Origin of the sequence: Mesorhizobium sp. LjRoot246 (genome assembly GCF_964254115.1) — a bacterium.
Lineage (GTDB): Bacteria > Pseudomonadota > Alphaproteobacteria > Rhizobiales > Rhizobiaceae > Mesorhizobium.
In genome coordinates, this window is the sequence record NZ_CAXUSN020000001.1 from 5,414,761 (window position 1) to 5,441,437 (window position 26,677).

Annotated in this window: 26 protein-coding genes; 19 read left to right on the forward strand and 7 right to left on the reverse strand. The window is 62.8% G+C overall.

The features are described 5' to 3' along the window. Window positions 1–10: 10 nt before the first annotated feature. On the reverse strand, window positions 11–796 hold the full coding sequence (locus ACSQ3L_RS26590; RefSeq protein ID WP_436162609.1) for an IclR family transcriptional regulator: 786 nt from the start codon (window positions 794–796) through the stop codon (window positions 11–13). Between the two features lie 169 nt (window positions 797–965). Here ACSQ3L_RS26590 and ACSQ3L_RS26595 point away from each other — a divergent pair, with 169 nt between their 5' ends. The 8 genes from ACSQ3L_RS26595 to ACSQ3L_RS26630 all read left to right on the forward strand — a co-directional run bounded on the left by ACSQ3L_RS26595 (window position 966) and on the right by ACSQ3L_RS26630 (window position 8,268). Further along, window positions 966–2,285 carry an ABC transporter substrate-binding protein gene (locus tag ACSQ3L_RS26595; protein WP_436162610.1) on the forward strand — a complete coding sequence of 440 codons (1,320 nt, stop codon included), beginning with the start codon at window positions 966–968 and terminating at the stop codon, window positions 2,283–2,285. Between the two features lie 136 nt (window positions 2,286–2,421). After that, the gene (locus ACSQ3L_RS26600; protein WP_013533025.1) at window positions 2,422–3,318 is read left to right on the forward strand and encodes a carbohydrate ABC transporter permease; all 897 of its coding nucleotides are present in this window, start codon (window positions 2,422–2,424) and stop codon (window positions 3,316–3,318) included. A gap of 2 nt (window positions 3,319–3,320) precedes the next feature. Next, on the forward strand, window positions 3,321–4,187 hold the full coding sequence (locus tag ACSQ3L_RS26605; RefSeq protein ID WP_436162611.1) for a carbohydrate ABC transporter permease: 867 nt from the start codon (window positions 3,321–3,323) through the stop codon (window positions 4,185–4,187). A gap of 4 nt (window positions 4,188–4,191) precedes the next feature. Next, window positions 4,192–5,289, forward strand: a complete 1,098-nt coding sequence (locus tag ACSQ3L_RS26610; protein WP_436162612.1) for an ABC transporter ATP-binding protein — start codon at window positions 4,192–4,194, stop codon at window positions 5,287–5,289. Between the two features lie 5 nt (window positions 5,290–5,294). After that, window positions 5,295–6,407, forward strand: coding sequence for a mandelate racemase/muconate lactonizing enzyme family protein (locus tag ACSQ3L_RS26615; protein ID WP_436162613.1), 1,113 nt, complete (start codon window positions 5,295–5,297; stop codon window positions 6,405–6,407). A 10-nt stretch (window positions 6,408–6,417) separates the two neighbouring features. Then, a complete protein-coding gene (locus tag ACSQ3L_RS26620) occupies window positions 6,418–6,747 on the forward strand; it encodes an L-rhamnose mutarotase (protein WP_292637285.1) in 330 nt (109 codons plus the stop codon). Continuing rightward, the gene (locus ACSQ3L_RS26625; protein ID WP_436162614.1) at window positions 6,740–7,816 is read left to right on the forward strand and encodes a Gfo/Idh/MocA family protein; all 1,077 of its coding nucleotides are present in this window, start codon (window positions 6,740–6,742) and stop codon (window positions 7,814–7,816) included. The genes ACSQ3L_RS26620 and ACSQ3L_RS26625 overlap by 8 nt, the downstream gene beginning before the upstream one ends. Further along, on the forward strand, window positions 7,813–8,268 hold the full coding sequence (locus ACSQ3L_RS26630; RefSeq protein WP_436163532.1) for a MaoC/PaaZ C-terminal domain-containing protein: 456 nt from the start codon (window positions 7,813–7,815) through the stop codon (window positions 8,266–8,268). The genes ACSQ3L_RS26625 and ACSQ3L_RS26630 overlap by 4 nt, the downstream gene beginning before the upstream one ends. A gap of 26 nt (window positions 8,269–8,294) precedes the next feature. On the opposite strand, the gene ACSQ3L_RS26635 is transcribed toward ACSQ3L_RS26630, so the two are convergent. The 4 genes from ACSQ3L_RS26635 to ACSQ3L_RS26650 form a co-directional block, all read right to left on the reverse strand. Then, complete coding sequence (locus tag ACSQ3L_RS26635) at window positions 8,295–8,951, reverse strand: GntR family transcriptional regulator (protein ID WP_436162615.1); 657 nt, start codon at window positions 8,949–8,951, stop codon at window positions 8,295–8,297. 233 nt (window positions 8,952–9,184) lie between these two features. Then, complete coding sequence (locus ACSQ3L_RS26640; protein WP_436162616.1) at window positions 9,185–9,766, reverse strand: hypothetical protein; 582 nt, start codon at window positions 9,764–9,766, stop codon at window positions 9,185–9,187. 1 nt (window position 9,767) lies between these two features. Further along, window positions 9,768–11,450, reverse strand: coding sequence for an SWIM zinc finger family protein (locus tag ACSQ3L_RS26645; protein WP_436162617.1), 1,683 nt, complete (start codon window positions 11,448–11,450; stop codon window positions 9,768–9,770). Next, entirely contained in the window at window positions 11,447–11,842 is a 396-nt protein-coding gene (locus tag ACSQ3L_RS26650) for a DUF3024 domain-containing protein (RefSeq protein ID WP_436162618.1), read from the reverse strand. The genes ACSQ3L_RS26645 and ACSQ3L_RS26650 overlap by 4 nt, the downstream gene beginning before the upstream one ends. Window positions 11,843–12,562: 720 nt before the next feature. Here ACSQ3L_RS26650 and ACSQ3L_RS26655 point away from each other — a divergent pair. The 7 genes from ACSQ3L_RS26655 (at window position 12,563) to apnL (ending at window position 20,858) form a co-directional block, all read left to right on the forward strand. Beyond that, window positions 12,563–13,390 carry a phosphogluconate dehydrogenase C-terminal domain-containing protein gene (locus ACSQ3L_RS26655; RefSeq protein WP_436162619.1) on the forward strand — a complete coding sequence of 276 codons (828 nt, stop codon included), beginning with the start codon at window positions 12,563–12,565 and terminating at the stop codon, window positions 13,388–13,390. Window positions 13,391–13,702: 312 nt separating this feature from the next. Continuing rightward, entirely contained in the window at window positions 13,703–14,644 is a 942-nt protein-coding gene (locus ACSQ3L_RS26660; protein WP_024502459.1) for a D-ribose ABC transporter substrate-binding protein, read from the forward strand. A 93-nt stretch (window positions 14,645–14,737) separates the two neighbouring features. Beyond that, a complete protein-coding gene (locus ACSQ3L_RS26665; protein ID WP_436162620.1) occupies window positions 14,738–15,382 on the forward strand; it encodes a DUF2291 family protein in 645 nt (214 codons plus the stop codon). Then, a complete protein-coding gene (locus ACSQ3L_RS26670; protein ID WP_436162621.1) occupies window positions 15,379–16,935 on the forward strand; it encodes a sugar ABC transporter ATP-binding protein in 1,557 nt (518 codons plus the stop codon). The genes ACSQ3L_RS26665 and ACSQ3L_RS26670 overlap by 4 nt, the downstream gene beginning before the upstream one ends. Further along, window positions 16,928–17,992, forward strand: a complete 1,065-nt coding sequence (locus ACSQ3L_RS26675) for an ABC transporter permease (protein WP_436162622.1) — start codon at window positions 16,928–16,930, stop codon at window positions 17,990–17,992. The genes ACSQ3L_RS26670 and ACSQ3L_RS26675 overlap by 8 nt, the downstream gene beginning before the upstream one ends. Before the next feature lie 2 nt (window positions 17,993–17,994). Then, window positions 17,995–19,029, forward strand: coding sequence for a Gfo/Idh/MocA family protein (locus ACSQ3L_RS26680; RefSeq protein ID WP_436162623.1), 1,035 nt, complete (start codon window positions 17,995–17,997; stop codon window positions 19,027–19,029). Further along, window positions 19,026–20,858 (forward strand): D-apionate lactonase, encoded by a 1,833-nt coding sequence (gene apnL / locus ACSQ3L_RS26685; protein ID WP_436162624.1) that lies wholly within the window; start codon window positions 19,026–19,028, stop codon window positions 20,856–20,858. The genes ACSQ3L_RS26680 and apnL overlap by 4 nt, the downstream gene beginning before the upstream one ends. 2 nt (window positions 20,859–20,860) lie before the next feature. Here apnL and ACSQ3L_RS26690 read toward each other — a convergent pair whose 3' ends face one another. Then, complete coding sequence (locus tag ACSQ3L_RS26690) at window positions 20,861–21,574, reverse strand: transcriptional regulator NanR (protein WP_127318194.1); 714 nt, start codon at window positions 21,572–21,574, stop codon at window positions 20,861–20,863. A 174-nt stretch (window positions 21,575–21,748) separates the two neighbouring features. Here ACSQ3L_RS26690 and oiaX point away from each other — a divergent pair, with 174 nt between their 5' ends. From oiaX to dhaL, 4 genes are all read left to right on the forward strand, one after another. After that, window positions 21,749–22,999: a 3-oxo-isoapionate-4-phosphate decarboxylase OiaX gene (oiaX, locus tag ACSQ3L_RS26695; protein WP_436162625.1), complete on the forward strand. Its 1,251-nt coding sequence runs from the start codon at window positions 21,749–21,751 to the stop codon at window positions 22,997–22,999. Between the two features lie 4 nt (window positions 23,000–23,003). Further along, window positions 23,004–24,338 carry a four-carbon acid sugar kinase family protein gene (locus ACSQ3L_RS26700; RefSeq protein WP_436162626.1) on the forward strand — a complete coding sequence of 445 codons (1,335 nt, stop codon included), beginning with the start codon at window positions 23,004–23,006 and terminating at the stop codon, window positions 24,336–24,338. 129 nt (window positions 24,339–24,467) lie between these two features. After that, window positions 24,468–25,475 (forward strand): dihydroxyacetone kinase subunit DhaK, encoded by a 1,008-nt coding sequence (locus ACSQ3L_RS26705; RefSeq protein WP_436162627.1) that lies wholly within the window; start codon window positions 24,468–24,470, stop codon window positions 25,473–25,475. A 27-nt stretch (window positions 25,476–25,502) separates the two neighbouring features. Next, complete coding sequence (dhaL, locus tag ACSQ3L_RS26710) at window positions 25,503–26,144, forward strand: dihydroxyacetone kinase subunit DhaL (RefSeq protein ID WP_436162628.1); 642 nt, start codon at window positions 25,503–25,505, stop codon at window positions 26,142–26,144. Window positions 26,145–26,179: 35 nt separating this feature from the next. Here dhaL and derI read toward each other — a convergent pair whose 3' ends face one another. After that, complete coding sequence (gene derI / locus ACSQ3L_RS26715) at window positions 26,180–26,617, reverse strand: D-erythrulose-4-phosphate isomerase (RefSeq protein WP_436162629.1); 438 nt, start codon at window positions 26,615–26,617, stop codon at window positions 26,180–26,182. Window positions 26,618–26,677: the final 60 nt, after the last annotated feature.

Here is a 26,677-nt window from a genome sequence, read left to right on the forward strand (position 1 = left end):
AAATAAGAATTCATGCCGATGAACCGACCGCTGATCCAGCGAGGTGTGACAGCTTTTCACACGTTGCCAGCAACAGTTCGATCGTCCTGGTGATGTCGGGCGCGGAAGGCGCATTGACCACCGTGATGTAGGGAATCGACAGCGCCGCGATTGCTTTGCCGTCGGAGCCGCGCACCGGGGCCGACAGGTTGTAGACGCCGGCTGTCTGCATCGAGGCCATCATCTCATAGCCGCGGTCCCGAATCTGGTCGAGCCGGGTGAAGAACTCGGTCGATTGCGCCGTCTTGTCGGTGCTGCGGACGTGTTCGGAAATCATCATCTGGCGCTCTTCCGGTGAACGGAAGGCGAGCAGCACATGTCCCGAGCCGGTGTCGAACAGACTGATGTGGGAGCCGACACGGATCGATATGCCCCAATAATTCGGTGCTTCCTGCTGACCAATGACAACGGCAGAACCGCGATCAAAAACAACGAGTTGATTGGCCTGCTGCGAGGTCTCTGCGAGTTCGCGCATCAGCGGCGTCGCGTAGGACACCAGCCGCCGCACCGGAGCGTGCAGCTGCGCCAGGCCGAACAGCTTGAGCGTCAGCGAGTAACGGTCGCCATCAAGCCTTGTGACATAGCCGCGCCGCACCAGCCGGTCCAGCATGCGGTAGAATTCGTTGGGGCTGCGATCGAGTTTCTTGGCGATTTCGGCCTGCGTCAGACCGCCGTCGACGCCTGCCAGCAGTTCGAGGATATCAAGCCCCTTGTCGAGCGCCGGCGCGCGATAGCGCTCGTCTTCGCTGTCGTCCATGGCTCATCCCTCCAGTGAATTTTACCCTTCATATACGCAGAAACACGGCTGGCGGAAACAAATTTCGCCTTGACGTGTCCGTGAATGTTTTGTTTGTATATGAATGTAGCGCTTGTTGTCATCAGACGAGTTGCGGTCGCCGCTGAGGCGGCACCAAGGGAGGATACCAATGAACAGACTGCTTTCCGGCGTGTGCGCCGGTGCATTGTTGCTTGCGTCAGGTGCAAGCGCGGCCCTTGCCGGCGACCTGCCCGGCAAGTTCGAAGGCATTACCGTCGACGTGAAGCTGATCGGCGGCCAGCAATATGAAAAGCTCTACGAGCGCATTCCCGAATGGGAGAGGGCGACCGGGGCCAAGGTCAACATCCTGACCAAGAAGAATGGCTTCGACATCGACAAGGAGCTCAAGTCCGACATCGCCTCGGGCAGCACCAACTGGTGCGTCGGCTGGAACCATTCGTCCTTCGCGCCGCAATATACGGGCCTCTACACCGACCTCAGCAAATTGCTGCCCAAGGAAGAGATCGACGCTTTCGTGCCGTCGACGATCACGTCGGCAACCATCGACGGCAAGCTGGAGATGCTGCCGCGCGCGCAGTTCGACGTTTCGGCGCTCTACTACCAGAAGAGCCTGTACGAGAACGCCGACAACAAGACCAAGTTCAAGGCGAAATACGGCTATGACCTGGTGCCGCCGGACACCTGGAAGGAAGTCACCGACCAGGCAGAGTTCTTCGCCAACCCGCCCAATTTCTACGGCACGCAGTTCGCCGGCAAGGAAGAGGCGATCAACGGCCGATTCTACGAGATGGTGGTCGCCGAGGGCGGCGAATATCTCGACAAGGACGGCAAGCCGGTCTTCAATTCCGAGGCCGGCATCCGGGCGCTCGACTGGTTCGTCAACCTCTACAAGGCCAAGGCCGTGCCTGCCGGAACCACCAACTACCTGTGGGACGATCTCGGCCAGGGCTTTGCCTCGGGCACCGTCGCCATCAATCTGGACTGGCCGGGCTGGGCCGGCTTCTTCAACGATCCGAAATCGTCGAAGGTCGCCGGCAATGTCGGCGTGAAAGTCGCGCCGAAGGGCTCGTCCGGCAAGCGCACCGGCTGGTCCGGTTTCCATGGCTTCTCGGTGACCGAGAATTGCCCGAACAAGGAGGCCGCGGCTTCCCTGGTGTGGTGGCTGACCAACGAGGACAGCCAGAAGCTCGAAGCTGCCGCCGGCCCGTTGCCGACCCGCACCGCTGTCTGGGACTGGGACCTGAAGCAGGCCGAGAACGATCCTTACAAGAAGGAGGTTCTCTCAGCCTTCCAGGAAGAAGCCACGCACGCCTTCGCCGTGCCGCAGACGCCTGAATGGATCGAGATTTCGAACGCCGTCTATCCCGAACTGCAGGCGGCGATCCTCGGCGACAAGACCTCGAAGCAGGCACTGGACGAAGCCGCCGCCAAGGCGACGCAAATCCTCCAGGACGCCGGCAAGCTCTAGAAGCGGCTCCCGGGCCGCCTCCCCCATCAGAAAATGGGGGAGGCGATCGCGTTGCGCGGGATGCCAGCGGTTTACGCCAACCCTTCGCTCCCGGTCCACGCACCGCCGTCCATATACAAACACCTCAAGGATTCTGATGAAGGGCTTCAAGCCATCCGCGCCATTCCTGCTGCTGCTTCCGGCCATGATCGTGCTGGCGGCCGTGGTCGTGGTACCGCTGCTTCTGTCGCTCTATTCCAGCTTCACCCCGTTCCGCCTGACGCGGCCCGAGACATTCTACGTCTTTATCGGCATCCGGAATTATCTTTCGATCCTGTCCAACACCGACTTCTGGTGGGCGTTCGGCCGCACGGTTCTGCTGCTGACCATCGCGCTCAATCTCGAAATGCTGCTTGGCCTCGGATTGGCGATGCTGGTCGAGAAGGCGACGCGCGGTCAGCGCATCCTGCGCACGCTGATGATGTTCCCGATGATGTTTTCGCCGATCCTCGTCGGCTTCCAGTTCAAGTTCATGTTCAACGACAATATCGGCCTGGTAAACAATGCCTTGCAGTCGCTCGGCATCACCAGGGATGCCATACCGTGGCTGATCGAGGGCCATCTCGCCTTCATCGCCATTTCGATCGCCGAAATCTGGTCGTCGACGGCGATCTTCGCCATACTGATCCTCGCCGGCCTGCTTGCCATGCCCAAGGAACCGATCGAGGCGGCGCGCGTCGACGGCTGCACGCCGTGGCAGACATTCCGTTATGTGACGTGGCCGTTCGTCATGCCGTTCGCCTACATCGCCATGACCATCCGTTCGCTCGACGTGGCGCGCGCCTATGACATCGTCAAGATCATGACCGATGGCGGGCCGGCGGGCCGCACCGAGCTGCTGTGGACGCTGGTGGCGCGCACCGCCTACAGCGACGGGCGCATGGGCATGGCCAACGCCATGGCCTATTTCTCGATCCTGCTGTCGATCGCCTTCACGGTCTACTTCTTCAACAAGCTCGCCGCGGCGCGCACGCAGATCGGTGCGGAGTGGTGAGAATGGATCAGAATTCTTCCGCCCGCCTGAAGCGCCGGCTGTTGGGCATCGTCTATCGCATCGGCCTTTTCCTGGCGATGCTGACCATCTGCCTGCCTGGGCTCTGGATCGTGCTGTCGTCGCTGCGGCCGACCGTCGAGATCATGGCCAAGCCGCCAGTATGGATCCCGCAGGAGATTTCATTCGACGCCTATGTCGCGATGTTCTCAGGCATCGGCAAGGGCGGCATTCCGGTCATCGAATATTTCCGCAACTCGCTGATCATCTCGGTGACCTCGACGGTGATTGCGGTGGCCATCGGCATGGCCGGCGGCTACGCGTTCGCGCGCTACCGCTTTCGCGGCAAATCGAGCGTCTTCCTCGGCCTGATGCTGACGCGCACGGTGCCGGGCATCGCGCTGTCTCTGCCGCTGTTCTTCCTCTATGTGCGGCTTGGCATCATCGATACGCATTTCGGGCTTATCCTTGCCTATGTCGCGCTCAACGTGCCGTTCACGATCTGGCTGATCGACGGCTTCTTCCGTCAGGTGCCGAAGGACCTCGCGGAGGCCGCGCAGATCGACGGCTGCACGCGCTGGCAGGCGTTCTGGCAGGTCGAGTTCCCGCTCGCCGGTCCGGGCATCGCGTCGGCCGCGATCTTTGCCTTCCTGACCTGCTGGAACGAGTTCGCGCTGGCCTCGCAACTGACCCGCTCGGTGAGCGCCAAAACGCTGCCGGTCGGCCTGCTCGACTACACGGCCGAGTTCACCATCGACTGGCGCGGCATGTGCGCACTTGCCGTGGTGATGATCATTCCGGCGCTCACCCTCACCTACATCGTCCAGAAACACCTTGTCGGCGGCCTGACCTCCGGCGCGGTGAAAGGCTGATCCAATGGCAACCGTTACCCTCACCAAGCTGACCAAGCGCTATGGCAATATCGGGATCGTGCATGGCATCGATCTCGACATTGCCGACCGCGAATTCATCGCGCTGGTCGGCCCGTCCGGCTGCGGCAAGTCGACGACGCTGCGCATGATCGCCGGTCTCGAGGAGATCAGCGCCGGCTCGATCGAGATCGGCGGGCGCATTGTGAACGACCTGCCGCCACGCTCGCGCAACATCTCGATGGTGTTCCAGTCCTACGCGCTGTATCCGCATATGACGGTTCGCGAAAATCTCGGCTTCTCCCTGAAGATCGCCGGTGCCGCCAAGGAAGACATGGAGCGCCGTGTCGCCGAAGCTTCGGCCATCCTCGGCTTGGACACGCTGCTCGACCGACGCCCGTCGCAACTCTCCGGGGGCCAGCGCCAGCGCGTCGCCATGGGCCGCGCCATCGTGCGCGACCCCGATGTCTTCCTGTTCGACGAGCCGCTTTCCAATCTTGACGCCAAATTGCGCACGCAGATGCGCACCGAGATCAAGAAGCTGCATGCCAAGGTGCGGTCGACGGTGATCTACGTCACCCATGACCAGGTCGAAGCGATGACGCTTGCCGACCGCATCGTCATCATGCGCGACGGCCATATCGAACAGGTGGGCACGCCCGACGAGGTTTTCCGGCGGCCGGCGACGCGCTTCGTCGCCGGCTTTATCGGCTCGCCGCCAATGAACCTGCATGAGGCCACGATCGATGGTGGCCAGCTGGTTTTCGCCAGCGGCGAAAAGCTGCCGCTCCCCAGCCAATTCAAGGCCAATGTCGCGACCGGCGACAAGGTCGTGTTCGGACTACGGCCGGACGACATCTATCCGACTGGTCATGGCATCAGTTCCGGCGGTGCGGCCGACGTACACCAGATCGAATTGCCAATCACGGTCACCGAACCACTCGGCAACGAGACGCTGGTGTTCGTCGAATTCAACCGCGAAGACTGGGTGTCGCGCATGCTGAACCCGAGGCCGCTCAGGCCCGGCGAGCGGGTCGCCATGAGCCTCGACATGTCGCAGGCTCATCTGTTTGCCACCGAGACCGGAAAGACATTGCGGAGCTGATCGACATGGCAAGGATTGAGAAAGTCGACCTTTGCATGGTGGACCTTGTGCCCAAGGTCAAGCGCACCGACGCCATCCAGAGTTTCGTCAGCCAGGAAACGCCGATCGTCACCATTACCGATTCCGACGGCGCGGTCGGCATCGGCTACAGCTACACGATTGGTACCGGCGGTTCGTCGGTGATGCGGCTCTTGTCAGACCATCTTGCACCGCGCTTGATCGGCCGCGACCCCGATATGATCGAGGCGATCTGGCACGATCTCGAATTCGCCACGCATGCCACGACGATCGGCGCGATCACGGCCATCGCCATCGCGGCGATCGATACAGCACTGTGGGATCTCAGGGCGAAGAAGCAGAACCTGCCTTTGTGGAAGCTGGCCGGCGGTGCCAAGGATCGTTGTCCGCTCTACACCACCGAGGGCGGCTGGCTGCACATCGAGACGCAGGCGCTGGTCGACGACGCGCTGGCCGCCAAGGCGAAGGGATTTCGCGGCTCCAAGGTGAAGATCGGCAGGCCGCACGGCTCGGAGGATCTTGCCCGCCTGTCGGCAGTGCGCAAGGCGGTCGGCGACGGTTACGAAATCATGACCGACGCCAATCAGGGGTTTTCGGTCGACGAAGCGATCCGGCGCGCGGCAAGGCTGCGTGAGCTCGACCTTGCTTGGATCGAGGAACCGCTGCCGGCCGACGACATCGACGGGCATGTGCGGCTGTCCAACTCGACGCCGACGCCGATCGCCATCGGCGAGTCGCTTTACTCCATCCGCCATTTCCGCGAATACATGCAGAAAGGCGCCTGCTCGATCGTGCAGGTCGATGTCGGCCGCATCGGAGGCATCACGCCCTGGCTCAAGATCGCGCATGCGGCAGAGGCCTTCGACATTCCGGTCTGCCCGCATTTCCTGATGGAACTTCATGTCAGCCTGACCTGCGCTGTTCAGAACGGCCGATATGTCGAGTACATTCCGCAGCTCGACCAGTTGACCGGCAAGCGTATGCGCATCGAGGATGGGCAGGCGCTGGCGCCTGACGAACCGGGCATCGGCATCGACTGGGACTGGGACGCGGTCAAGGCCATGAGCATCGCCGAATTCACCACGGCGATGACGAAATAGGAGAACTGATATGCAGCGGATGGGGATGGTTCTGGGACTGAAGCCGGAAAAAGTCGAGGAATATGTCCGCCTGCATGCCGCCGTCTGGCCGGACGTGCTCACCATGATCTCGGCCTGCAACATCAAGAACTACTCGATCTACCTGAAGCGGCCAGAGAACCTGCTGTTCAGCACCTTCGAATACCACGGTACCGACTACGAAGCCGACATGGCCAAGATGGCGGCCGATCCGAAGACGCAGGAATGGTGGGCGGTCTGCATGCCATGCCAGGAGCCGTTGGCGACGCGCAAAGAGGGCGAGTGGTGGGCCGAGATGGATGAGGTCTTCCATCATGACTGAAGGCGGTTTCGACCCTGCCTTGCTCGTTCAATCCTGGCCAAAACCCTCAAAGCCTCGGCCAATCGTCACCTTCGGCGCCGGATCGATCGTCGGCGACGCGCATTTCCCGGCCTACAGGAAGGCCGGCTTTCCGGTCGCCGGGCTTTATGATCCTGACCATGCCAGGGCTGAAAAGCTGGCCAGTCAATGGGGCGTGACGGCCTTTCGCTCGGTCGAGGAGGCCGCCGCCGTCGAGGGCGCAATCTTCGACCTTGCCACTCCGCCGTCGCGCCATGCCGATGTGCTGAAATCGTTGCCGAACGGCGCGGTGGCGCTGATCCAGAAGCCGATGGGCAGCAATCTTGCCGAGGCGACCGTGATCCTCGAAATCTGCCGCGCCAGGAAGCTGCACGCGGCGGTGAACTTCCAACTGCGCTTCGCGCCGATGATGCTGGCGCTGAAGGACGCGATCGCCAAGGGATGGCTCGGCGAGATCGTCGACTTCGATGCCTGGCTCGCGCTGGCCACGCCGTGGGAGCTTTGGGAGTTCCTGCTCAAGGCGCCACGCGTCGAGATCGCCATGCATTCGATCCACTATCTCGACCTGATCCGGCAGTTGCTTGGAGACCCGCAAGGTGTGCACGCCAAGACGCTTGGCCACCCCAACCACGCGGTGGCGCAGACGCGCACCAGCGCCATTCTCGACTATGGCGATACCGTGCGCTGCGCGCTGTCGATCAACCACGACCACAAGTTCGGACGCCGGCATCAGGCCTGCGAGTTTCGCATCTGCGGCACCGAGGGCGCCGCCTATCTCAAGCTCGGCCTCAATCTCGACTATCCCACAGGCGAACCGGATATATTGGAGATCTATCCGAAGGGCGGAACAGACTGGGTCGCGGTACCCTTGGCCGGCGAGTGGTTTCCTGACGGCTTCGTTGGCCGCATGGCCAATGTCCAGCGTTTCGCCACCGGAGAAGATGCTATGCTGATCAGCCCGGTCGAGGATGCGTGGAGCACGATGGCGCTGGTCGAGGCCGCCTATCAATCGAGCGCGGCACCGGCGACGCCGATCGCGGAAAGACCCTGATGGAACAGATCCAGTATTTCGAGGACTACGAAATCGGCTCGTCGCGCCTGACCAGCGGCCGCACCATCACCGAGACCGACTTCGTCGTCCATGCCGGCCACACCGGCGATTTCTTCCCGCACCATATGGACGCCGAATACATGAAGACGACGCCGTTTGGCCAGCGCATCGCGCATGGCACGCTGGTGTTCTCCGTCGGCATCGGCCTGACGGCTAGCATCGTCAACCCGGTCGCCTTTTCCTATGGCTATGACCGGCTGCGCTTCATCAAACCGGTGTTCATCGGCGACACGATCCGCACGCGCACCACAATCACGACCAGGGAAGACGACCCCAAACGGCCAGGATCGGGACGGGTGATCGAGCGCTGCGAGGTGATCAATCAGCGCGGTGAAGTGGTGCTGGCGGCCGACCACATCTACATCGTCGAGCGCAGGCCGGCGCAGGGCTGAAGCCATCGCAATGCCTATGAGCCGGCCTAGGATTTTCGCGACAGGCCATCTTCGCTGATCGCGCTGACCAGCGTCTCGCTCCCTTCGCGAAGATGCTGCCTCAGAATGCTTGTGGCCTTGTCACCATCGCGCCGCCGGTAGGCGGCGAGCAGGTCGCGATGCTCCATCTGCGAGCGGTTGCGATAGTCCAGGTTCGACAGCAGGATGCGGACGTATCGATCGGCCGCATTGTGGTGGGCCTCGATCAAGCCGAGCAATCGATGGTTGCCGCAGGCATCGTAGAGAGCTAGATGAAAGGCGCGGTTCAACGCCCCCCATCGCCCGACATTGCGCTCCGCGTCGATCTGATCGAGCACCTGTTCCGCCTCGTCGAGCTTCGCGCCGGCAAGATTGGGAAGCGAAAGCCGCAACGCCTCGCATTCGAGCAGTTCGCGCAGCGCATAGATTTCGCCGATCTCGGCGCCGTCCATCCGGGCGACCTGCGCGCCCTTTGTCGGGTGGATGGAGACAATACCCTCGGCTTCCAGCTGGCGAAGCGCATCGCGAATGGGCATGCGGCTGAAGCCGAACTGCTCGGCCAGTTCATCCTGGCGCAGCGGAGTGCCCGCCTTGATGGTTCCACTGGCAATCGCTTCGCGCAGGACATTCGCTACCTGCTCGGCCACGGTCCGCGGCCCCTGCATCACGCTTTCCGCAAATCCTCGCAATCGATGCTCCCGTCCATCTGGCGTCAGCCTAGTGGAAAACCGCCCTCGCGGATATAAGTATGCCCGTATACGCACCGTTTCGCGCCGGACGACTGGAAAAGTCGCTCACTGTCGCAACGCCTGCCGTTTTCACAGAGGCATCATCGCGATGCCTGCGATGTGGAGCGGTCGTCTGACATACGGCCAACGCCGGCTCGCCCAGTTGCCTTTCAACCAGTCTGCGGCAGGTCAAGCGCAGAGCGTATCCGGCCGACGCCGCGCCTATAGAGCATCGCGCCTTGGGCTGGGGCGAGCAGATCGTCATACGGCTTGAAGTCGGCGACCTGCTTGTTGAAGGCGATTTCGCCGCAGCCGGGAACCAAGCAGTCGATCTTTCCTTTAGGACATTGACTGAACTTGCAAAGCCGGCCCAGATAATTGTCCGTGCCGGGTTCGATCAGAAAAACATCCAGTTGGTGATCGGCAACGCTGATCCCTGTTCCCTTCTCAAACGCCTCGCGCAGGGCAAGTGCCGCGGCGCGGCGCAGTTCGCCGAGGCGTTCCTGCGAGTCGAGCCAGAGTGCCAGGTCGAGATCGCTGCATTCATGCCAGACCTCGATCCGTGCGCGCCGGAATTCGATGAAACGCGGGACCTCTTTCCAAAGCGGCTTGGCGACGGAGCCGATAACGGCCACCGCCGCCACATCGCGAAAACGCGTCCAGGCATCGGCAACGACATCCGCCGCCGCGCGGAACTGCCGCTGGCGTTCCAGCATATAACGGTCTTGTTCCTCGATCGCCGCGCGCCGCATGTCAGGGCAACAGTTTCATGAAATTGCGCCGGCGGCCGAAGCGGGCCTTCACATCCGCCAAGTAAGCGACATGTTCGGACGCCACGCGCAGGCCCGCCATATGGCCGATCAAGACCGCCGCTTCCGCATAGGCGTCATTGCCGCCAAACTCGGCCAACCGGTTGACGCGTTCGGCATAAATCGTCAGCGCTTCGCGCGGATGGGTGGCTTCGCTGGCCCGCGCGAGCCTTTCCTTCAGCCCATCGGAAGCACCATGTTCGCGCGTGTTCGCCCAGGCCAGGTCAAACCGCTTCTCCTCGATCAGGATGCTGATGAGCAGTTCGGCCGGATAATGCCACTTGGATGGCTTCTCGCCCGCCAATCTGGATTGGAGACGCGAGACCGCCCGATCGCGCGCTGCCGTGCCACCCGTCTTGCACAGCCGCCGATACAATTCCAGGCTCGGCGCCTTCTCGAATGCGCGCCATAGATGTGCTTCGGCATCTGCATCGCGACCGGCTGTGGTCAGCAGTTCGACGGCAAAGAAAACGAGCCGCTCGTCGGGCCGATCGTCCTCGAAGAGCCACAGGCCGTCCTCGGCCCAGCGCAAGGCCTCATCGGCGCGACCGTGCGAGAGGCAGAGTTTGGCGATTTGCAGATAAGCTTCCAGTGACGACAGATGCTTGGCGCGAAGCGCGATGCGCGCCTCGACGTCGCCGTCTCGTTCGGCAAAGAAATCGAGGATTTCCCGCAGCCTGTAATGATCCCCATTCAGTATGTGACCGGTCCGGCTCTTGCCGGCGGTTGCGGGCAACTTGTCCCAGGCCTCGCTGGCAAGGCGACGGTATTCGGCCAATCCATCTTCACCGAGGACATCGCTGTAGCGCCCGGCCGCGCCACTGAAGGTGTCGTAGTCGCCATTGATCTCGCGTGCGAAAAGGTCGCGCGCCAGGGACACGGGTTCGCAAGGTGCCACCCGGGCAGCACTCAGGTGGATTTCGCACGCCCGGTTGAGAAGTCGCGCGCAATGACCATCGGAATCGTCCATGTCTTCGATGGCGACCTCGATCCGATCGATGGCGCGCATCGCGAGCGGCATCACCACGCCGGCATGCTTGCCCGAGACAGAGGCGATCACATCGAGCGCCTCCTCGACGCCTTGCGCCCAGTCGGGCGCCTCGCGGTAATCCACGAAGCCATTCGTGGCGGTTGCGCCGTCGATCATCTTGCCGAGGCGCGCTTCGAGCGTCGCCTCGTCGCCGTCCTGCGTAGCCAGCGTCGCCATTTCCAGCTTACGCAACAGAATCGGGTCGCGCTCGGCACTGTCCATGATCATGTCGACAAGCGCCGCCTTGCCCTTGCCTTCCAAATGTTTTCGAATACGCGCGAACGCGCCGGCGCCTTCCGCCACGCCATCGCCGCCTGCCGCATTTGCCGCCAGAGCCGTCGCCACCAAATGCTTGCAATACCCCCAATCGCCGAAGGCGCGGCAAGAACAGGTACCGTCAACGGACTCGCCACGCCCCGTCAGCTCGACACGATAGTCCTCCGTGCCGGCAACCTGTGCCAGAACGCGTTTCTGCCCAACGGATAGCAGTTGCACCAGCCCGTCACGCCAATAGGCCTCGCCACGCGAGTACACCTTGTTGCCGACCAGGTCGCTCAAGGCATCGACATCGAAACGGGGGGCACTGTCGCGATTCATAGTGGCGGCTGGAGCCTCGAGTCAGCCGCGATGAGACGCAGGGCCTCGTCCAACGTAACGGCCGCATGCAACCGCCACCATGCTCCGGTGTGCCTGTGCCACATGAGGTCGAACCGGGTCTCGGCGCGATGCTCCTCCACATGGTCGAGCCGGGCGAAGGGAGCGTTGAATTCTTCACCGTCATCCGAACGGTAGCGCGCGGAGAAACCGTATTTGTTTCCTCGCCACTTGCCGAAGATGTCTAGCGGATGGTCGAGCCGATTCGACTGGCCGTGGATGAACCGTGGCTTCAGAACATCGGCGATGAAACGCTCGCAGTCGGCGGCGATGGCCAGCTTCTCACCAGATGAAAGCTCTTTGACCCACACCCGTCGTGTTTCCAGCTTCGCCATCGCAATCTTTCCGCGCCATCCACCGCCAAGAGCGCTTCGGAGCAGCGCTCAGCCATGGAGTTATCAACGTTATGATAATCGACCGATCAGGTGAGGCAATCCTATTGAAGGCAAACCCAGGGCTCCGAACTCAGGTCAACAAAAGGCCTGACGACAGCCAGTTCGGCGGTATCGGCAGCTTTTTTGTGCCGGCAGCTTTCCGCGATAGGAATTTTTTCTTGACTCTATGCCGTCAGCTATGGTACATATTTATCTATGGTGCTGATTTGCGCCAGTTTTTCGTTTAATGCTCCGTCAGCCAACGCGCCGGGGAAGGCTCCGAAGGAACCCGTTAGCACGGATTCGTTGCCTTGAAGGCAAACCGCTTCGAGCATGACTTGCCCGATCGAACGTGGCCGCTGACCCAATAGTGGCGAGCAAGGTCATGTAGGTCGTGCGACGATCAGCCCGCTGCGCGAGGCAGGATCAGCCGACCCGGCCGGCGGCATCATCGCGCCGCCCCAGCCCCCTCCAGGACGCGCATCGCCAGCAGCATGCCGAAACTGTTGGCTATGCCGCACGCGCCAAGCCAAGGGGAAGGTGCCCGGAGGTTCCGGGACGCGGTGACGGCAGTCATGACCTGCACTGCATTTGATTATCGGATTGCCAAAGTCTGGTAGCGTGATTATACCAGTTGATAAGTTGACGACAGGCGATGCCGTCGAAATCAGGAGTAGTGAGATGACAACGATTGCGCTGTTCGGTGCCGGCGGAAAAATGGGCTACCGCCTGTCGACCAATTTTCGCGGATCGCCCTACACGATACGCCATGTCGAGGTCAGCGATGCCGGCCGCGAACGGCTGAAGACCGGACTGGGTTTCGATACGGTCAGCGCCGACGAGGCGCTCAAGGGCGCCGATGTGGTGATCCTGGCCGTTCCCGACACGCATATCGGCAAGGTAGCGACGAGCATCGAGAGCAAGCTGGTATCAGGCACGATGGTGGTGGTGCTCGACGCGGCAGCACCCTTCGCCGGCCATCTGCCGAAGCGGCCGGACCTCACCTATTTCGTCACTCATCCATGCCATCCGCCGATTTTCAACGACGAGACCGACATGGCGGCCAAGAAGGACTATTTCGGCGGCGTCAAGGCCAAGCAGCATATGGTCAGCGCCCTGATGCAGGGACCGGAAGAAGACTACGCCAAGGGAGAGGCGATCGCGAAGATCATCTGGGCGCCGGTCATGCGCTCGCACCGCGTCAGCGTCGAACAGATGGCGCTGCTCGAGCCTGGGCTTTCGGAGACGGTGTGCGCCTCGCTGTTGACGGTTATGAAGGAAGCCGTCGACGAGGTCGTAGCGCGCGGCGTCGACCAACAGGCGGCGCTCGACTTCCTGCTCGGCCATATGAACGTGCTCGGCGCCGTCATCTTCGGCGAGACCAAGGGCGTGTTCTCCGACGCCTGCAACAAGGCGATCGAATTCGGCAAGCCGGTGCTGATGCGTGACGACTGGAAACGCGTGTTCGAGCCGGAAGAGATCGCCGCCAGCATTCAGCGCATCACATGAGAGAGGACAGGCGCGGCGCCCTCGAGGCGTCGGCGTGCCGACGTTCAGGTTTCGCCGCTCATCAGGTACATATCACCTGAATTTGTGGTTGACTCATCATACCAGTTGGCTTAGCTGTTCATGGCTCGGATCGACAGGGTTTCGCAGGGAGTACGAAGCCTGAGCGAGTGGAGGATGGCTGGGGGCAATGATCCGTCGAGGGTAAGCCGGTAACGGCTTGCCCGAAGTGATCCGCCGCCCGCGCTGCCTGACGAATTTGGATGCCGACAAAGGCCTTGGTTGACCAAGGTAATTTTCAAACGGGAGGACTTCATGAAACTCACACGCAGAATGACGCTTGCGGCTTTCGCCGGCATGCTGGCGCTTGGCACGGCAGTGCCCGCCTACGCGGCGGATCTCATTGCCATCATCACGCCCTCGCACGACAATCCGTTCTTCAAGGCGGAAGCCGTCGGCGCGGAGGCCAAGGCCAAGGAACTCGGCTACGAAGCGCTGGTGCTGGTCCATGACGACGACGCCAACAAGCAGTCCGAGCTGATCGACACCGCGATCGGCCGCGGCGCCAAGGCGATCATCCTCGACAATGCCGGCGCCGACGCCACCGTCGCCGCCGTGCAGAAGGCCAAGGACGCAGGCATTCCGTCCTTCCTGATCGACCGCGAGATCAACGCCACCGGCGTCGCCGTCGCGCAGATCGTCTCCAACAATTACCAGGGCGCCCAGCTCGGCGCGCAGGAATTCGTCAAGCTGATGGGCGAGAAGGGCAATTTCGTCGAGCTGGTCGGCAAGGAATCCGACACCAATGCCGGCATCCGTTCCAAGGGTTATCACGACGTCATCGACGACTATCCGGATCTGAAGATGGTCGCTCAGCAGTCGGCCAACTGGAGCCAGACTGAAGCCTATTCCAAGATGGAATCGATCCTGCAGGCCAACCCCGACATCAAGGGCGTCATCTCAGGCAACGACACGATGGCTATGGGCGCCTATGCGGCACTTGCCGCGGCGAACCGCAAGGATGTCATCGTCGTTGGCTTCGATGGATCGAACGACGTGCGCGACTCCATCACGTCGGGCGGAATCAAGGCGACCGTCCTGCAGCCGGCCTTCGCGCAGGCGCAGATGGCGGTCGAGCAGGCCAACGACTTCATCAAGAACAAGAAGTCGCCGGCCAAGGAAAAGCAGCTGATGGATTGCGTTCTGGTCAATGGCGACAATGCCGCCAAGCTGGAGACCTTCGCGCTGACGAACTGAGCCCGCGTGGGATGAATAGCGAGGGGCGAACCCCAGGGCGCCCCTCGCCGCCATTTTCCGTGGGCCGCCCACGATGCTGAACAACAGGCCGCCATGCTGAACACCAAGCCGAACTGGCCGATCCTTGCCGCGATGGTTGGCATCAGCCTGACTGCCTGCAAGATCCTGCCGACGAAATCGGAAGCCGGCGACAACGCTCCCGCCTTCAATCCCGACAAGACGGTCGAGGAGATCTGGGCGCCAAGGGCCGTGCCCTATCTCCAGCAGAAAGCCGGGCCGTTTCCGCAGGTTCATACCCTGGCGAAAGCCGACCCAGCGGCCGCCGGCGCCAAATACGGCAATCCAAACAAGCAGGAGAACGCGCCATGGACTTTCGCGGTTCGCCTGGAAGGCAAGATCGTGGCGGCCAACACGCAATCCCGCGCGGCAACGGTTGACATCGATGTCGACGGCGACGGCAAGGCCGATGCGCGGGTGCAAATCGGACCGGCGGTGCGCGGTACCGCGCTACGCGACAGCCTGGACTTCATCCAGTTCAACGACTTCACCAACCAGATCGACTTCGCCCAGTTCGGCAAGGCGTTCAACAGCTATGCTGACAAGACGGTGCTGTCCAAGTTGCCGCGCGAGGCGCTGGAGGGCCGCAGCGCCAAGGTGCTGGGCGCCTATACGCTGGGCAGCGGCCAGGACCTGCCGCTGGTGACACCGGCGGAGGCAGAGATCGGGCCGAAGCCATGAGCGCGATCGCCGAGCGCGACATCATCCTGAAGCTGGAGGACGTCTCCAAGGTCTATTCCGGCACCGTTGCGGTCAAGCGCGCCAATTTCGAGGTGCGCAAGGGCGCGGTCAACGTGCTGGTCGGCGAGAACGGCGCCGGCAAGTCGACGCTGATGAAGATCATCGCCGGTGTCGAACGGCCGACAGCCGGCCGCATCCTGCTGGAGGGCGAAGAGGTTTCCTTCTCGTCATCCGGCGATGCGGTGAACCGCGGCATCGGCATGGTGTTCCAGGAGCTGAACCTGTTCGGTAATATGAGCGTCGCAGAGAACATTTTCGCCACCCGGGAGATCACCAACCGCTTTGGCAAGATCGACCGCAAGCAACAGGAAAACCGCGCGGCGGAATTTCTGGAACGCCTGCAAGCCGGCATACGGCCCGATATGCTGGTCGAGGATCTACGCATCGGCCAGCAGCAACTGGTCGAGATCGCCAAGGCGGTCTCGCTCGACGCGCGCATCCTGATCATGGACGAGCCGACCTCGGCGCTGAGCGCGGCGGAAGTCGAGATCCTGTTCAAGGTGATCGCCGACCTCAAGGCGCGCGGTGTGGCCATTGTCTACATCTCGCACCGGCTGGAAGAGCTGATCCGCATCGGCGACTACATCACCGTGCTGCGCGACGGCCGCATCACCGGCCAGGAGGAGATGAAAAACGTCGACACGCAGTGGATCGTTCGCCAGATGATAGGCTCCGACGCCAAGGATTTCGCCAAGGCAGACGGCCATCTTCCGGGCGAAGAGATCTTCCGCGCCGAGGAAATCTGCCTGCCGCGCGCGACCGGCGGGCTTGCCGTCGACCATGTCTCGCTGTCGCTGCGTGCCGGCGAGATCCTCGGCATCTATGGCCTGATGGGCGCCGGGCGCAGCGAATTGTTCGACTGCATCATGGGCCGCCATGGCCATTCGACGGGCGATATCTTCATTGGCGGCAAACAGGTCAGGGAGCGCGACACGACGCGGCGCATCCGGCGCGGGCTGGCACTGATCCCCGAGGACCGCCAGCGCGAAGGGCTGGTGTCGATCCTCTCGGTCGCCAGCAATTTGACGCTGGCCAGCCTGTCGCGATTTGCCCGCCTGTTCCACATCCGTGGCGCCGACGAGAAGCAGGCAGTGACACAGATGGTGCGGGAACTGGCGATCAAGGTCGCCGACCCGGTGCAGGAGGTCTCGTCGCTGTCGGGCGGCAACCAGCAGAAGGTGGTGATCGGCAAGGCGCTGCTGACCGAACCCAAGGTGCTGTTGATGGACGAACCCAGCCGCGGCATCGATGTCGGCGCCAAGGCAGACGTCTTCCGCACCATGCGCAAACTGTCCCGCGACGGTTTGGGGATATTGTTCGCCACCTCCGATCTCGATGAGGTCATGGCATTGTCCGACCGCATCGCGGTGATGAGCAACGGAAAACTGACCGGCATGTTCGACCGCGCCGAGGCGACGGAGGCGGCACTCGTCGCCGCATCGGCGCTTGGCCACGGACCGGCCCCACATACGGAGAGCACCGCCCATGACTGACATCCCGGCCAAGGCGGCTACCTCCTCTGCCCCGAGCGGCTCCATGCTCCTGACGTTGATGAAGCTCAGGACCTTCATCGCGCTCATCGCCGTCCTGATCTTCTTTTCGATCGCGGCGCCGAATTTTCTGTCGACCGCCAATCTGATCCTGATGTCGAAGCATGTGGCGCTGAACGCGTTCCTGGCGATGGGCATGACCTTCGTCATCATCACCGGCGGCATCGACCTTTCGGTCGGCTCGATCGTCGGCCTGTGCGGCATGGTGGCCGGCTATCTCGTGCTCAACGGCATCGACCTGCAGATCGGCTACACGATCTACTTCAACGTCTTCGAGATCGCGCTGATCACGCTTGCCGTCGGTATCCTGATCGGCGCCGTCAACGGCTTACTGATCACCAGGCTGAACGTCGCGCCGTTCATCGCCACGCTCGGCGTGCTCTATGTCGCGCGTGGCCTGGCGCTGTTGTCGTCGGATGGCCGCACCTTTCCCAACCTCGTCGGCAAGCCGGAGCTTGGCACCACCGGCTTCGGCTTCCTCGGCGCCGGCCGGCTGCTTGGTCTGCCGGTGGCGATCTGGATCCTGATCGTCGTTGCGCTGGGAGCCGCCTATCTCGCCAAATACACGCCGCTCGGCCGCCACATCTTCGCCGTCGGCGGCAATGAACGGGCGTCGCGGATTTCGGGCGTCCGTGTCAACATGGTGAAGATGTTCGTCTATATGTTCTCCGGGTTCTGCGCGGCGATCGTCGGCCTGATCATCTCGTCCGAGCTGATGGCCTCGCATCCGGCGACAGGCGAAAGTTTCGAGCTCAACGCCATTGCGGCGGCAGTGCTCGGCGGCACCTCGATGTCGGGCGGCCGCGGCACGATCGGCGGCACCATTGTCGGCGCCTTCGTCATCGGCATTCTTTCGGACGGGTTGGTGATGATGGGTGTGAGTTCGTTCTGGCAAATGGTGATCAAGGGCCTCGTCATCATCGTCGCCGTCGTCGTCGACCAGGCGCAGCGCCGGCTTCAGCAACGTGTCACCTTGATGCAGATGGCGAAGGCAGGTTGAGCATGGCGGAGTTGCGTGGAGCGCTAGTCGGCTGCGGCTTCTTTGCCGTCAACCAGATGCACGCCTGGCGCGACATAGCAGGCGCCTCGATCGTCGCCATCTGCGACCGTGATCCGGAGCGGCTCAGGATCGTCGGCGACCAGTTCGGCGTTGCGAGGCGCTATACCGATGCGGCGGAACTTTTTGCCGGCGAAAACCTCGACTTCGTCGATATCGCCACCACCGCGCCCAGCCATCGCCCGCTGGTCGAGATGGCGGCACAGCACCACGTGCCGGTGATCTGCCAAAAGCCGTTCGCACCGACGCTCGCCGACGCCAAGGCGATGGTCGGGGCGTGCGTGGAAGCCGGCGTGCCGCTGATGGTGCATGAGAATTTTCGCTGGCAGTCGCCGATCCAGGCTGTGCGCGGCGTGCTCGACAGCGGCGAGATCGGCACGCCTTTCTTCGGGCGCATCTCCTTTCGCTCGGCCTATGACGTGTTTTCCGACCAGCCCTATCTGGCGACGGGAAAGCGCTTCATCATCGAGGACCTCGGTATCCATATCCTCGACATCGCCCGTTTCCTGCTAGGCGATGTGTCGACAATCACGACACGAACCGCCCGCATCAATCCCGCCATCGCGGGCGAGGATGTGGCGACCATGCTGATGGACCACAAGAGCGGCGCAACCTCCGTGGTCGACTGCAGCTATGCGACGAAGCTCGCCACGGAGCCGTTTCCCGAAACGCTGATCGAGATCGACGGCAGCGACGGAACGATCCGGCTGGCGCAGGGATACCGGCTCACCGTCACCGGCAAGAGCGGCACGGCCATCACCGACGTCTCGCCGCCGCTGCTGCCTTGGGCGTCGCGGCCCTGGCACAACATCCAGGAAAGCGTCGTCGCCATCCAAAAACACTGGGTAGACTGCCTGGCAAAGGGCGTAGAACCAGCGACCTCGGGCGCCGACAATCTCAAGACGTTCGCGCTGATCGAGGCCGCTTATGCCGGTGCCGCGAGCCGGCAACCGGTGCAGCTCGACGCCTTGCTGAAATGACCGCCGACGCCTTCCTCCTCTACGGTACGCGTGCCGTCGAGGCCGAGCCAATCAGGCTGCGCGCAGGCGCGCTCAGCGCCGACTTCGTCAACGGCAATCTGCGCACGATCCGTCATAGCGGCACCGAGGTGCTGCGCGCCATCGCCTATATAGTCAGGGATCGCGATTGGGGCACCTACGAGCCAATATTGACGGACCTGATCATCGAACAGGGTGCCGACGCTTTTTCGGTCAGCTATTCGGCCAGCTGTGTGGCCCTCGGTGGAAGCCGGCTCGGCTTCCGCGCCACCATCAAAGGCTCTGCCGATGGCCGTTTGGTCTTCGACGTAAGCGCCCTTCCCGAGAACGATTTCGAGACCAACCGCTGCGGCTTCTGCATCCTGCACCCGATCGCCGGGCTAGCCGGCAGCCCGGTCACGGTCGAGCATACGGACGGCAGCGTGGTGGCGACGAAACTTCCCGAGTTGATCGAGCCCTGGCAGCCTTTCAAGAATATCCGCGCCATCACGCATCAGATTCGGCCTGGCGTCACCGCCGAATGCCGGATGGAAGGCGACACTTTCGAAATGGAGGACCAGCGCAACTGGTCGGACGCATCCTATAAGACCTATGTGCGGCCGCTGGCGCTGCCGTGGCCCTATGTGCTGCCTGCCGGCGAACCCCTGCGCCAGACGATCAGCCTGCGCATCACGGGTGAAGGCAAAGCGCCGGCTGCTACCGTGGCCAGCCGACCGGTCCGCGTCGAGCTCGGCGAGGCCGGACCAGGGCTGCCCGATGTCGGCGTGGTCATCTATCCCGAGGATGTCGAGACGGCGCTGGCAAGCCTCCCAACGCTGTCGGCGCTCGGCCCGCAACAGCTGCTGTTTCACTACGATCCGACGCGCGGCCACGGGTTGGGTGCGTTGCAATCCTTTGCAAAACTTGCCGCCGACTATCCGGTACAGACGACCCTCGAATGCGTCGTTGCTGCCACAGGCGATCTTGACGCCGAGATGTCCGGGGCCGCCGGCCTGGTTCGCGAGGCCGGGCTGAAACTCCAGGCCATTGCCGTCTCACCTTCGGTCGACCGGCAATCGACGCCGCCGGGCAGCGCGTGGCCTGAATGCCCGCCGCTCGAAGAGGTCTACGCCGCGGCGCGGCGCGCCTTCCGGGACATCCGTCTTGGCGGCGGCATGTTCAGCTATTTCACCGAACTCAACCGCAAACGCGTGCCCGTAGACCAGCTAGATTTCGTCAGCCATTGCACTTGCCCGATCGTGCATGCCGCCGACGATCTCAGCATCATGCAGTCGCTGGAGGCGCTGCCTTTCATCACCCAATCGGCGCGGGCTATCTTCGGGGCAAAACCCTATCGGATCGGCCCTTCGACGATTGCCATGCGCCAGAACCCCTATGGCGGCGCGACCAAGCCCGGGGGACAGCGCATCGCCATGGCCGACCGAGACCCACGCCATGCCGGCCTGTTCGCGGCAGCATGGACGATCGGTTATGCCGCACGCGTCGCGCCCGCCGGACTGGAGATGCTGACGCTCTCCAGTTTCACCGGACCTTTCGGCGTGCTCGCTTCCTCAGGGGAACCCGTTGCGAAAGGATCGCCCCGGCCGATCTTCAGCGCGATCAAGGGGCTTTGCGAACTGGCCGGCCTTACGCAGGTGGCGGCAAGGACCAGCGATGAAACCAAGGTGCTGGCGTTGGCCGGGCGCTCGGCCTCGGGCGACACTGTCGTGTGGCTGGCCAACCTGACGGCGGACGACGTGCCGGTCGACATTTCAGCTTTTGGCCGAGGCCAAGTCGTGATGACGCCTTACGCGATCACCCGGCTCGGTTGAAGTTACTTTTCGGAATTCATCACATAGAGGGCGCGCGAGCGTTCGAGATGCTTGATCATCGCCTTCTCGGCGCCATCGGCGTCCTTCTTCTCGATCCGACCAATGATCTCTTCGTGCTCGGTCAGCGTGAACTTTTCCTTGCCGGTCCAGATCAGCATTTCGGTGTGATATTCCTTCAGCCAGCCGAGCATCGCCTCGCTGACGGCGATATAGATCGGATTGCCGGAGATCGCGGCGATCTGTGTGTGGAATTTCATGTCGGCGGAGATGAAGGCTTCGGAATCGCCACGGAAGCCGCGCTGTTCGGCAACGGTGGCTCGCAGCCGCTGCACATCCTCGGCGGTGGCCTTTTCGGCGGCTTCCCTGACCATGCCGCGCTCGAAAAAGATGCGCGCGGTCTTCAGGTGCTCAAGCGTGTCCTTCGATGACGACAGGATGATCTTGGCGGCGCCATCGACCTGCTTGATGATCGACTTGGCGGTCAGTTGCAGCACCTTGGCGCGCTCGCCATGCGAGATCGCGACCAGCCCCATATTGCTCAGCGCCTGCATCGCCTCGCGGATCGCAGGCCTGCCGACCTCGAAGCGCTCCATCAGCTCGCGCTCCGACGGCATGTCGTCGCCTGGCATCAATTCACCGCTGGTGATCAGGCGCTTCAGCCGCAAGAAGACCTCGTCGGAAAGCTTGCGCCGGACAATCGGTTCCGAACGGTTCATCGTCGCGAATCACTCCCTTGACCCGGCCCTATTTAACACTGCCGCCACAATTCCCGGAAATTGCCGTCTGTCGATCCGCCAGCCGGATATGACTTGCAATACTTATGTACTCATTATACCAGATTTCGAACACGGTGAACCTTTTTCGAACGCCTCGGCTTGAGACAGCGGACCATGATCACCCTCACCTATCGCATCGAGACCCCAGGCAGCATCGAGGCGCTGGCAGCCAAGATCGCCAGCGACCAGTCGACCGGCACCTTCGTCGCGCTTCCCGGTGAGACCGAGGAACTGAAGGCCCGGGTGGCGGCGCGTGTGCTGGCGATCCGGCCCCTGCCCGATGCGGAGCGGCCGTCGCTTCCCGATGACGGCAACGGGCCGTTCAAGCGCGCGGATGTCGATATCGGCTTTCCATTCGATGCCATCGGCACCGACCTTTCGGCGCTGATGACGATTGCCATCGGCGGCACCTATTCGATCAAGGGCCTTACCGGGATTCGCGTCGTCGACATGAAATTGCCGGAGGAGTATCGCGGGGCGCATCCCGGCCCACAGTTCGGTGTCGCCGGCAGCCGCCGGCTGGCCGGCGTGACGGACCGCCCGGTCATCGGCACGATCGTCAAGCCGGCGCTCGGACTGCGGCCGCACGAGACGGCGGCAATGGTGGCGGAATTAATCGCCGCCGGCGTCGATTTCATCAAGGACGACGAGAAGCTGATGAGCCCGGCCTATTCGCCGCTGGCCGAGCGGGTGAAGGCAATCATGCCGCTCATCCTCGACCATGAGCAGAGGACCGGCAAGAAGGTGATGTATGCGTTCGGCATCTCGCATGCCGACCCGGACGAGATGATGCGCAACCACGATTTGGTGGCGAAGGCCGGCGGCAATTGCGCTGTCATCAACATCAATTCGATCGGGCTTAGTGGCATGGCGTTCCTGAGAAAACGCTCCAGCTTGGTGCTGCACGCCCATCGCAACGGCTGGGACATCCTTACCCGCCACCCGGGCCTCGGCATGGACTTCAAGGTTTGGCAGCAATTCTGGCGGCTGCTCGGCGTCGACCAGTTCCAGATCAACGGCATCGCCTCGAAATACTGGGAGCCGGACGACTCTTTCGTCGAATCCTTCAAAGCCGTGACGACACCGATCTTCTCGCCCGAGGACTGCGCCTTGCCGGTCGCCGGCTCCGGCCAATGGGGTGGCCAGGCACCTGAGACATATACGCGGACCGGGCGGACGGTCGATCTTCTCTACCTGTGCGGCGGCGGCATTGTGAGCCATCCAGACGGGCCGGGCGCCGGCGTTCGCGCCGTGCAGCAAGCCTGGCAAGCGGCGGTCGACGGCATTCCGCTGGCGGACTTCGCCCTGAACCATTCCGAGCTGGCGCGGTCGATCGAAAAATTCGGCGACGGCAAGGCAGCCTGAAACCATGCAAGACCTGCTTCTCAGCTACTATGGCGACGATCTGACCGGCTCGACCGATGTCATGGAGGCGCTTGAGCTCGGCGGCGTGCCGACCGTGCTGTTCATGCGCCAGCCGGACGAGGCCCTGCTTTCACGGTTTGCCCATTGCCGGGCGATCGGACTGGCCGGCACCAGCCGCAGCGAGACGCCGCAATGGATGGACACGCATCTGCGCGAGGCCTTCGCCTGGCTGAAGACACTCAACGCCGCGATTTGCCACTACAAGGTCTGCTCGACTTTCGATTCCAGCCCGGCGATCGGCAGCATCGGCCGGGCCATCGAGATCGGCCGCTCGGTTTTCGGCCAGGGCAGCGTGCCGCTGCTAGTCGGCGCGCCGCAACTCAAGCGCTACACCGCCTTCGGCCATCTGTTCGCCGCCTATCGCGACCAATATTTCCGCATCGACCGCCACCCGGTGATGAGCCGTCACCCAACCACGCCAATGGATGAGTCCGATCTGCTGATCCATCTGTCGCGGCAGACGGAGCTGAGTTCCGGGCTGGTCGACCTTGCGACGCTGCAATCGGCATCGCGATCGGCAGCGTTCGATCGCTTCGTGGAGAATGGCACGGCCATCGTGCTTGTCGATGTCGACAATCTGGAAACGCAAGCTCTGGCCGGCAAGGAGATCTGGCGCATTCGCAAGCCCGGCGGTTCTTTTGTCGTCGGCTCGTCCGGGGTCGAGTATGCGTTGCTGGCCGAATGGGCGTCGAATGACATTGTCAACACTGGACCAGGTTTCACGCCGCCGGGCGCTGCCGACCGGATAGCCGTTGTCTCGGGCAGTTGCTCGCCGACCACCGAACGGCAGATCCGGCATGCCCTGACCGACGGTTTCGACGGCATCGAGGTCGATCCGGTCGAACTGGTTTCGCAGGCTTCGCAGCAGGCGATCACGCGCGCAACGGCAAACAGCCGTGCCAGCCTGCAAGCCGGGCGCAGCGTCATCCTCTACACCGCGCTTGGCCCCACTGCCGACAGGGGCGCCGAAATCGACCGGCAGGAAGGCGCCCGGCACAGGCTTGGCCGCGGCCTCGGAGAAATCCTTCGGGCGCTAACCGTCGAACAGGGCCTGCGGCGCGTGGTCATTGCCGGCGGCGACACGTCGAGCCACGCCCTTGGCGAGATGGGTGTCGATGCGCTGACGATTCGCATGCCGCTGCCCGCTTCGCCGGGTTCGCCGCTTTGCGTTGCGCATTCGCGCGTCGAGGCGATCGACGGATTGGAGGTTGCGCTCAAGGGCGGCCAGGTCGGAACCGATCGCTATTTCTCAGCCATCCGCGACGGCCTGAGCGATTGAACCAGCCGACGCCTGGATTCAGGTGTCGCTGCGCGAGAACATTTCAACACGCGAATACGCCTTGCCGGGTGGAAATCCCGGTAACACCCGGTATTATCTGCGAAAATACCGAAATCGGGAGGATGCCGGGTGCAGACCAAGAAGATCATCAACGACGGCAACCGCGCCGTCGACGAGATGCTGGAAGGCATTCTCGCCGCGCATCCCCGCCATCTCAAAAGCGTGGACGGCAGTCCACGTTCTATCATCGCCCGCGAGGGGCCGCGCCAAGGCAAAGTGGGCCTCGTCATTGGTGGCGGCTCGGGCCATGAGCCGAGCTTTCTCGGCTTCGTCGGCATGGGGTTGGCCGACGCGGCGGCCATCGGCAATGTCTTTGCCTCGCCACCGCCAGACCCGATCCTCGAATGCGCCAAGGCAGTCAGCGGCGGCGCCGGCGTGCTGTTCATGTACGGCAACTATGCCGGCGACGTGATGAATTTCGACATGGCCGCCGAGATGGCTACCATGGACGACATCGAGGTGCGCACGGTGCTGAGTACCGACGATGTGGCCTCGGCACCACGCGACCAGCGGCACAAGCGCCGCGGCGTTGCCGGCAATTTCTTCATCTTCAAGGCGGCGGGTGCGGCCTGCGACCGGATGCTGTCCTTCGACGAATGCGAGCGTATCGCCCGCAAGGCCAACGACCACACTTTCACCATGGGCGTGGCACTGTCGCCCTGTTCACTGCCGCAGACCCGCCGGCCGAATTTCGAGATCGGGCTGGACGAGATGGAGATCGGCATGGGCATCCATGGCGAACCCGGCATCGCGCGCGAAAAGTTGAAAACAGCCGACGAGATCACCGACGAGATGCTGGACAGGATCCTAGACGAGATGGCGCCGACGCGCGGCGACAAGGTCGCGGTGCTGGTCAACTCGCTGGGCTCGACGCCGCTGATGGAACTCTACATCATGAACCGGCGCGTGAAGCAGAGGCTCGATGAGATCGGTGTGTCCATTCACGCGAGCTGGGTCGGCAATTACTGCACCTCGCTCGAAATGGCCGGGGCCTCGATCACGCTGCACCAACTCGACGGCGAGTTGCAGACGATGCTGGACCACCCTTGCGACTGCGCCATGTTTCGCGCCGGCTGAACCCGCTTCACGTTAAGGGACAAAAACATGACGACAATCGATACCGCACGCCTTGTTGCGATGTTCGCGGTGATCGCAACCGCCATGTCAGCTGACAGAGACCGGCTGTGCGCGCTTGACGGGGTTATCGGCGACGCCGACCACGGCATTGCGATGGAGCTTGGATTTTCCGCGGCACGCGATGCGGTTGCCGCACTGGATGCCGGAGCGACGGATCCGACCACCTTGCTCAACACGGCGGCAAAGTCATTCCTGAACGCCGTCGGCGCCTCCTCGGGTCCACTCTATGCCACCGCGCTCATGCGCGCCGCGGCAGCCGTCAAGGGCAAGACGGCGCTTGACGACGCGGACGTGATCGCCCTGTTCCAAGCCATGGCCAAGGGCATTCAGGATCGCGGCAAGGCCGAGCCTGGCGAAAAGACGATGATCGATGCATGGGTGCCGGCGGCGCAGGCGGCGGGCGACGTGCTGGCCTCCGGCAAGGATCTGGCGGGCAGTCTCGAGGCAGCAGTTCAGGCGGCGAAGGCAGGCGCGGAAGCGACCAAGGCGATGGTCGCCACCAAGGGCCGGGCCTCACGCCTCGGCGAACGCTCGCTTGGCCATATGGACCCAGGTGCAGCATCCGCCGTGACCGTGATAGAGGCGATGCGGGTCGCCTTGACCGACTGATCAGCAGCGAACCCCCATCTTTCGGCGGTTGGCTTTCAGCGCTTGGCGTCGAGCTTGTCGACGGCCTGCACGTTTGCGGCGGAGGGGCCATTCGGATCGAACTCCGAGGCCAGCCACGCGTCGGCGATCGATTTCGCCAGTTCGGGACCGATGACGCGTGCGCCCATGGTGATGATCTGGGCGTTGTTGGACTTGGCGGCGCGCTCCGCGGAATAGGTGTCGTGGGTCAACGCGGCGCGAATGCCCGGGACCTTGTTGGCGGAGATGCTGACGCCGATGCCGGTGCCGCAAAACAGGATGGCCCGGTCGTAATTGCCGTCGAGAATTTCGTGGCCGACCGAGGCGGCGATGTCGGCGTAGAATCCAGCCTGGCTCAGGTCGACGACCTCCAGGTCTGGCTTGGTGGCGAGATGCTTGGCGATGACATCGAGCAGCGGCTTGCCGGCGCTGTCGGCTCCGAGTGCGATCTTCATGATGATGAACTCCTTTGCTTTCGTGTCTATCTCTTTGATTGACGCAATTCCGGACGGAAA

Bases quoted from the DNA above. Each gene is read 5' to 3' on its own strand.
- ACSQ3L_RS26675 (WP_436162622.1), top strand. From the start codon at position 16,928: ATGACTGACATCCCGGCCAAGGCGGCTACCTCCTCTGCCCCGAGCGGC.
- ACSQ3L_RS26615 (WP_436162613.1), top strand. From the start codon at position 5,295: ATGGCAAGGATTGAGAAAGTCGACCTTTGCATGGTGGACCTTGTGCCC.
- ACSQ3L_RS26665 (WP_436162620.1), top strand. From the start codon at position 14,738: ATGCTGAACACCAAGCCGAACTGGCCGATCCTTGCCGCGATGGTTGGC.
- ACSQ3L_RS26610 (WP_436162612.1), top strand. From the start codon at position 4,192: ATGGCAACCGTTACCCTCACCAAGCTGACCAAGCGCTATGGCAATATC.
- ACSQ3L_RS26620 (WP_292637285.1), top strand. From the start codon at position 6,418: ATGCAGCGGATGGGGATGGTTCTGGGACTGAAGCCGGAAAAAGTCGAG.
- apnL (WP_436162624.1), top strand. From the start codon at position 19,026: ATGACCGCCGACGCCTTCCTCCTCTACGGTACGCGTGCCGTCGAGGCC.
- ACSQ3L_RS26700 (WP_436162626.1), top strand. From the start codon at position 23,004: ATGCAAGACCTGCTTCTCAGCTACTATGGCGACGATCTGACCGGCTCG.
- ACSQ3L_RS26660 (WP_024502459.1), top strand. From the start codon at position 13,703: ATGAAACTCACACGCAGAATGACGCTTGCGGCTTTCGCCGGCATGCTG.
- ACSQ3L_RS26600 (WP_013533025.1), top strand. From the start codon at position 2,422: ATGAAGGGCTTCAAGCCATCCGCGCCATTCCTGCTGCTGCTTCCGGCC.
- derI (WP_436162629.1), bottom strand. From the start codon at position 26,617: ATGAAGATCGCACTCGGAGCCGACAGCGCCGGCAAGCCGCTGCTCGAT.
- ACSQ3L_RS26640 (WP_436162616.1), bottom strand. From the start codon at position 9,766: ATGCGGCGCGCGGCGATCGAGGAACAAGACCGTTATATGCTGGAACGC.
- ACSQ3L_RS26690 (WP_127318194.1), bottom strand. From the start codon at position 21,574: ATGAACCGTTCGGAACCGATTGTCCGGCGCAAGCTTTCCGACGAGGTC.
- ACSQ3L_RS26680 (WP_436162623.1), top strand. From the start codon at position 17,995: ATGGCGGAGTTGCGTGGAGCGCTAGTCGGCTGCGGCTTCTTTGCCGTC.
- ACSQ3L_RS26595 (WP_436162610.1), top strand. From the start codon at position 966: ATGAACAGACTGCTTTCCGGCGTGTGCGCCGGTGCATTGTTGCTTGCG.
- ACSQ3L_RS26625 (WP_436162614.1), top strand. From the start codon at position 6,740: ATGACTGAAGGCGGTTTCGACCCTGCCTTGCTCGTTCAATCCTGGCCA.
- oiaX (WP_436162625.1), top strand. From the start codon at position 21,749: ATGATCACCCTCACCTATCGCATCGAGACCCCAGGCAGCATCGAGGCG.
- ACSQ3L_RS26650 (WP_436162618.1), bottom strand. From the start codon at position 11,842: ATGGCGAAGCTGGAAACACGACGGGTGTGGGTCAAAGAGCTTTCATCT.
- ACSQ3L_RS26635 (WP_436162615.1), bottom strand. From the start codon at position 8,951: ATGCAGGGGCCGCGGACCGTGGCCGAGCAGGTAGCGAATGTCCTGCGC.
- ACSQ3L_RS26590 (WP_436162609.1), bottom strand. From the start codon at position 796: ATGGACGACAGCGAAGACGAGCGCTATCGCGCGCCGGCGCTCGACAAG.
- ACSQ3L_RS26645 (WP_436162617.1), bottom strand. From the start codon at position 11,450: ATGAATCGCGACAGTGCCCCCCGTTTCGATGTCGATGCCTTGAGCGAC.
- dhaL (WP_436162628.1), top strand. From the start codon at position 25,503: ATGACGACAATCGATACCGCACGCCTTGTTGCGATGTTCGCGGTGATC.
- ACSQ3L_RS26605 (WP_436162611.1), top strand. From the start codon at position 3,321: ATGGATCAGAATTCTTCCGCCCGCCTGAAGCGCCGGCTGTTGGGCATC.
- ACSQ3L_RS26655 (WP_436162619.1), top strand. From the start codon at position 12,563: ATGACAACGATTGCGCTGTTCGGTGCCGGCGGAAAAATGGGCTACCGC.
- ACSQ3L_RS26670 (WP_436162621.1), top strand. From the start codon at position 15,379: ATGAGCGCGATCGCCGAGCGCGACATCATCCTGAAGCTGGAGGACGTC.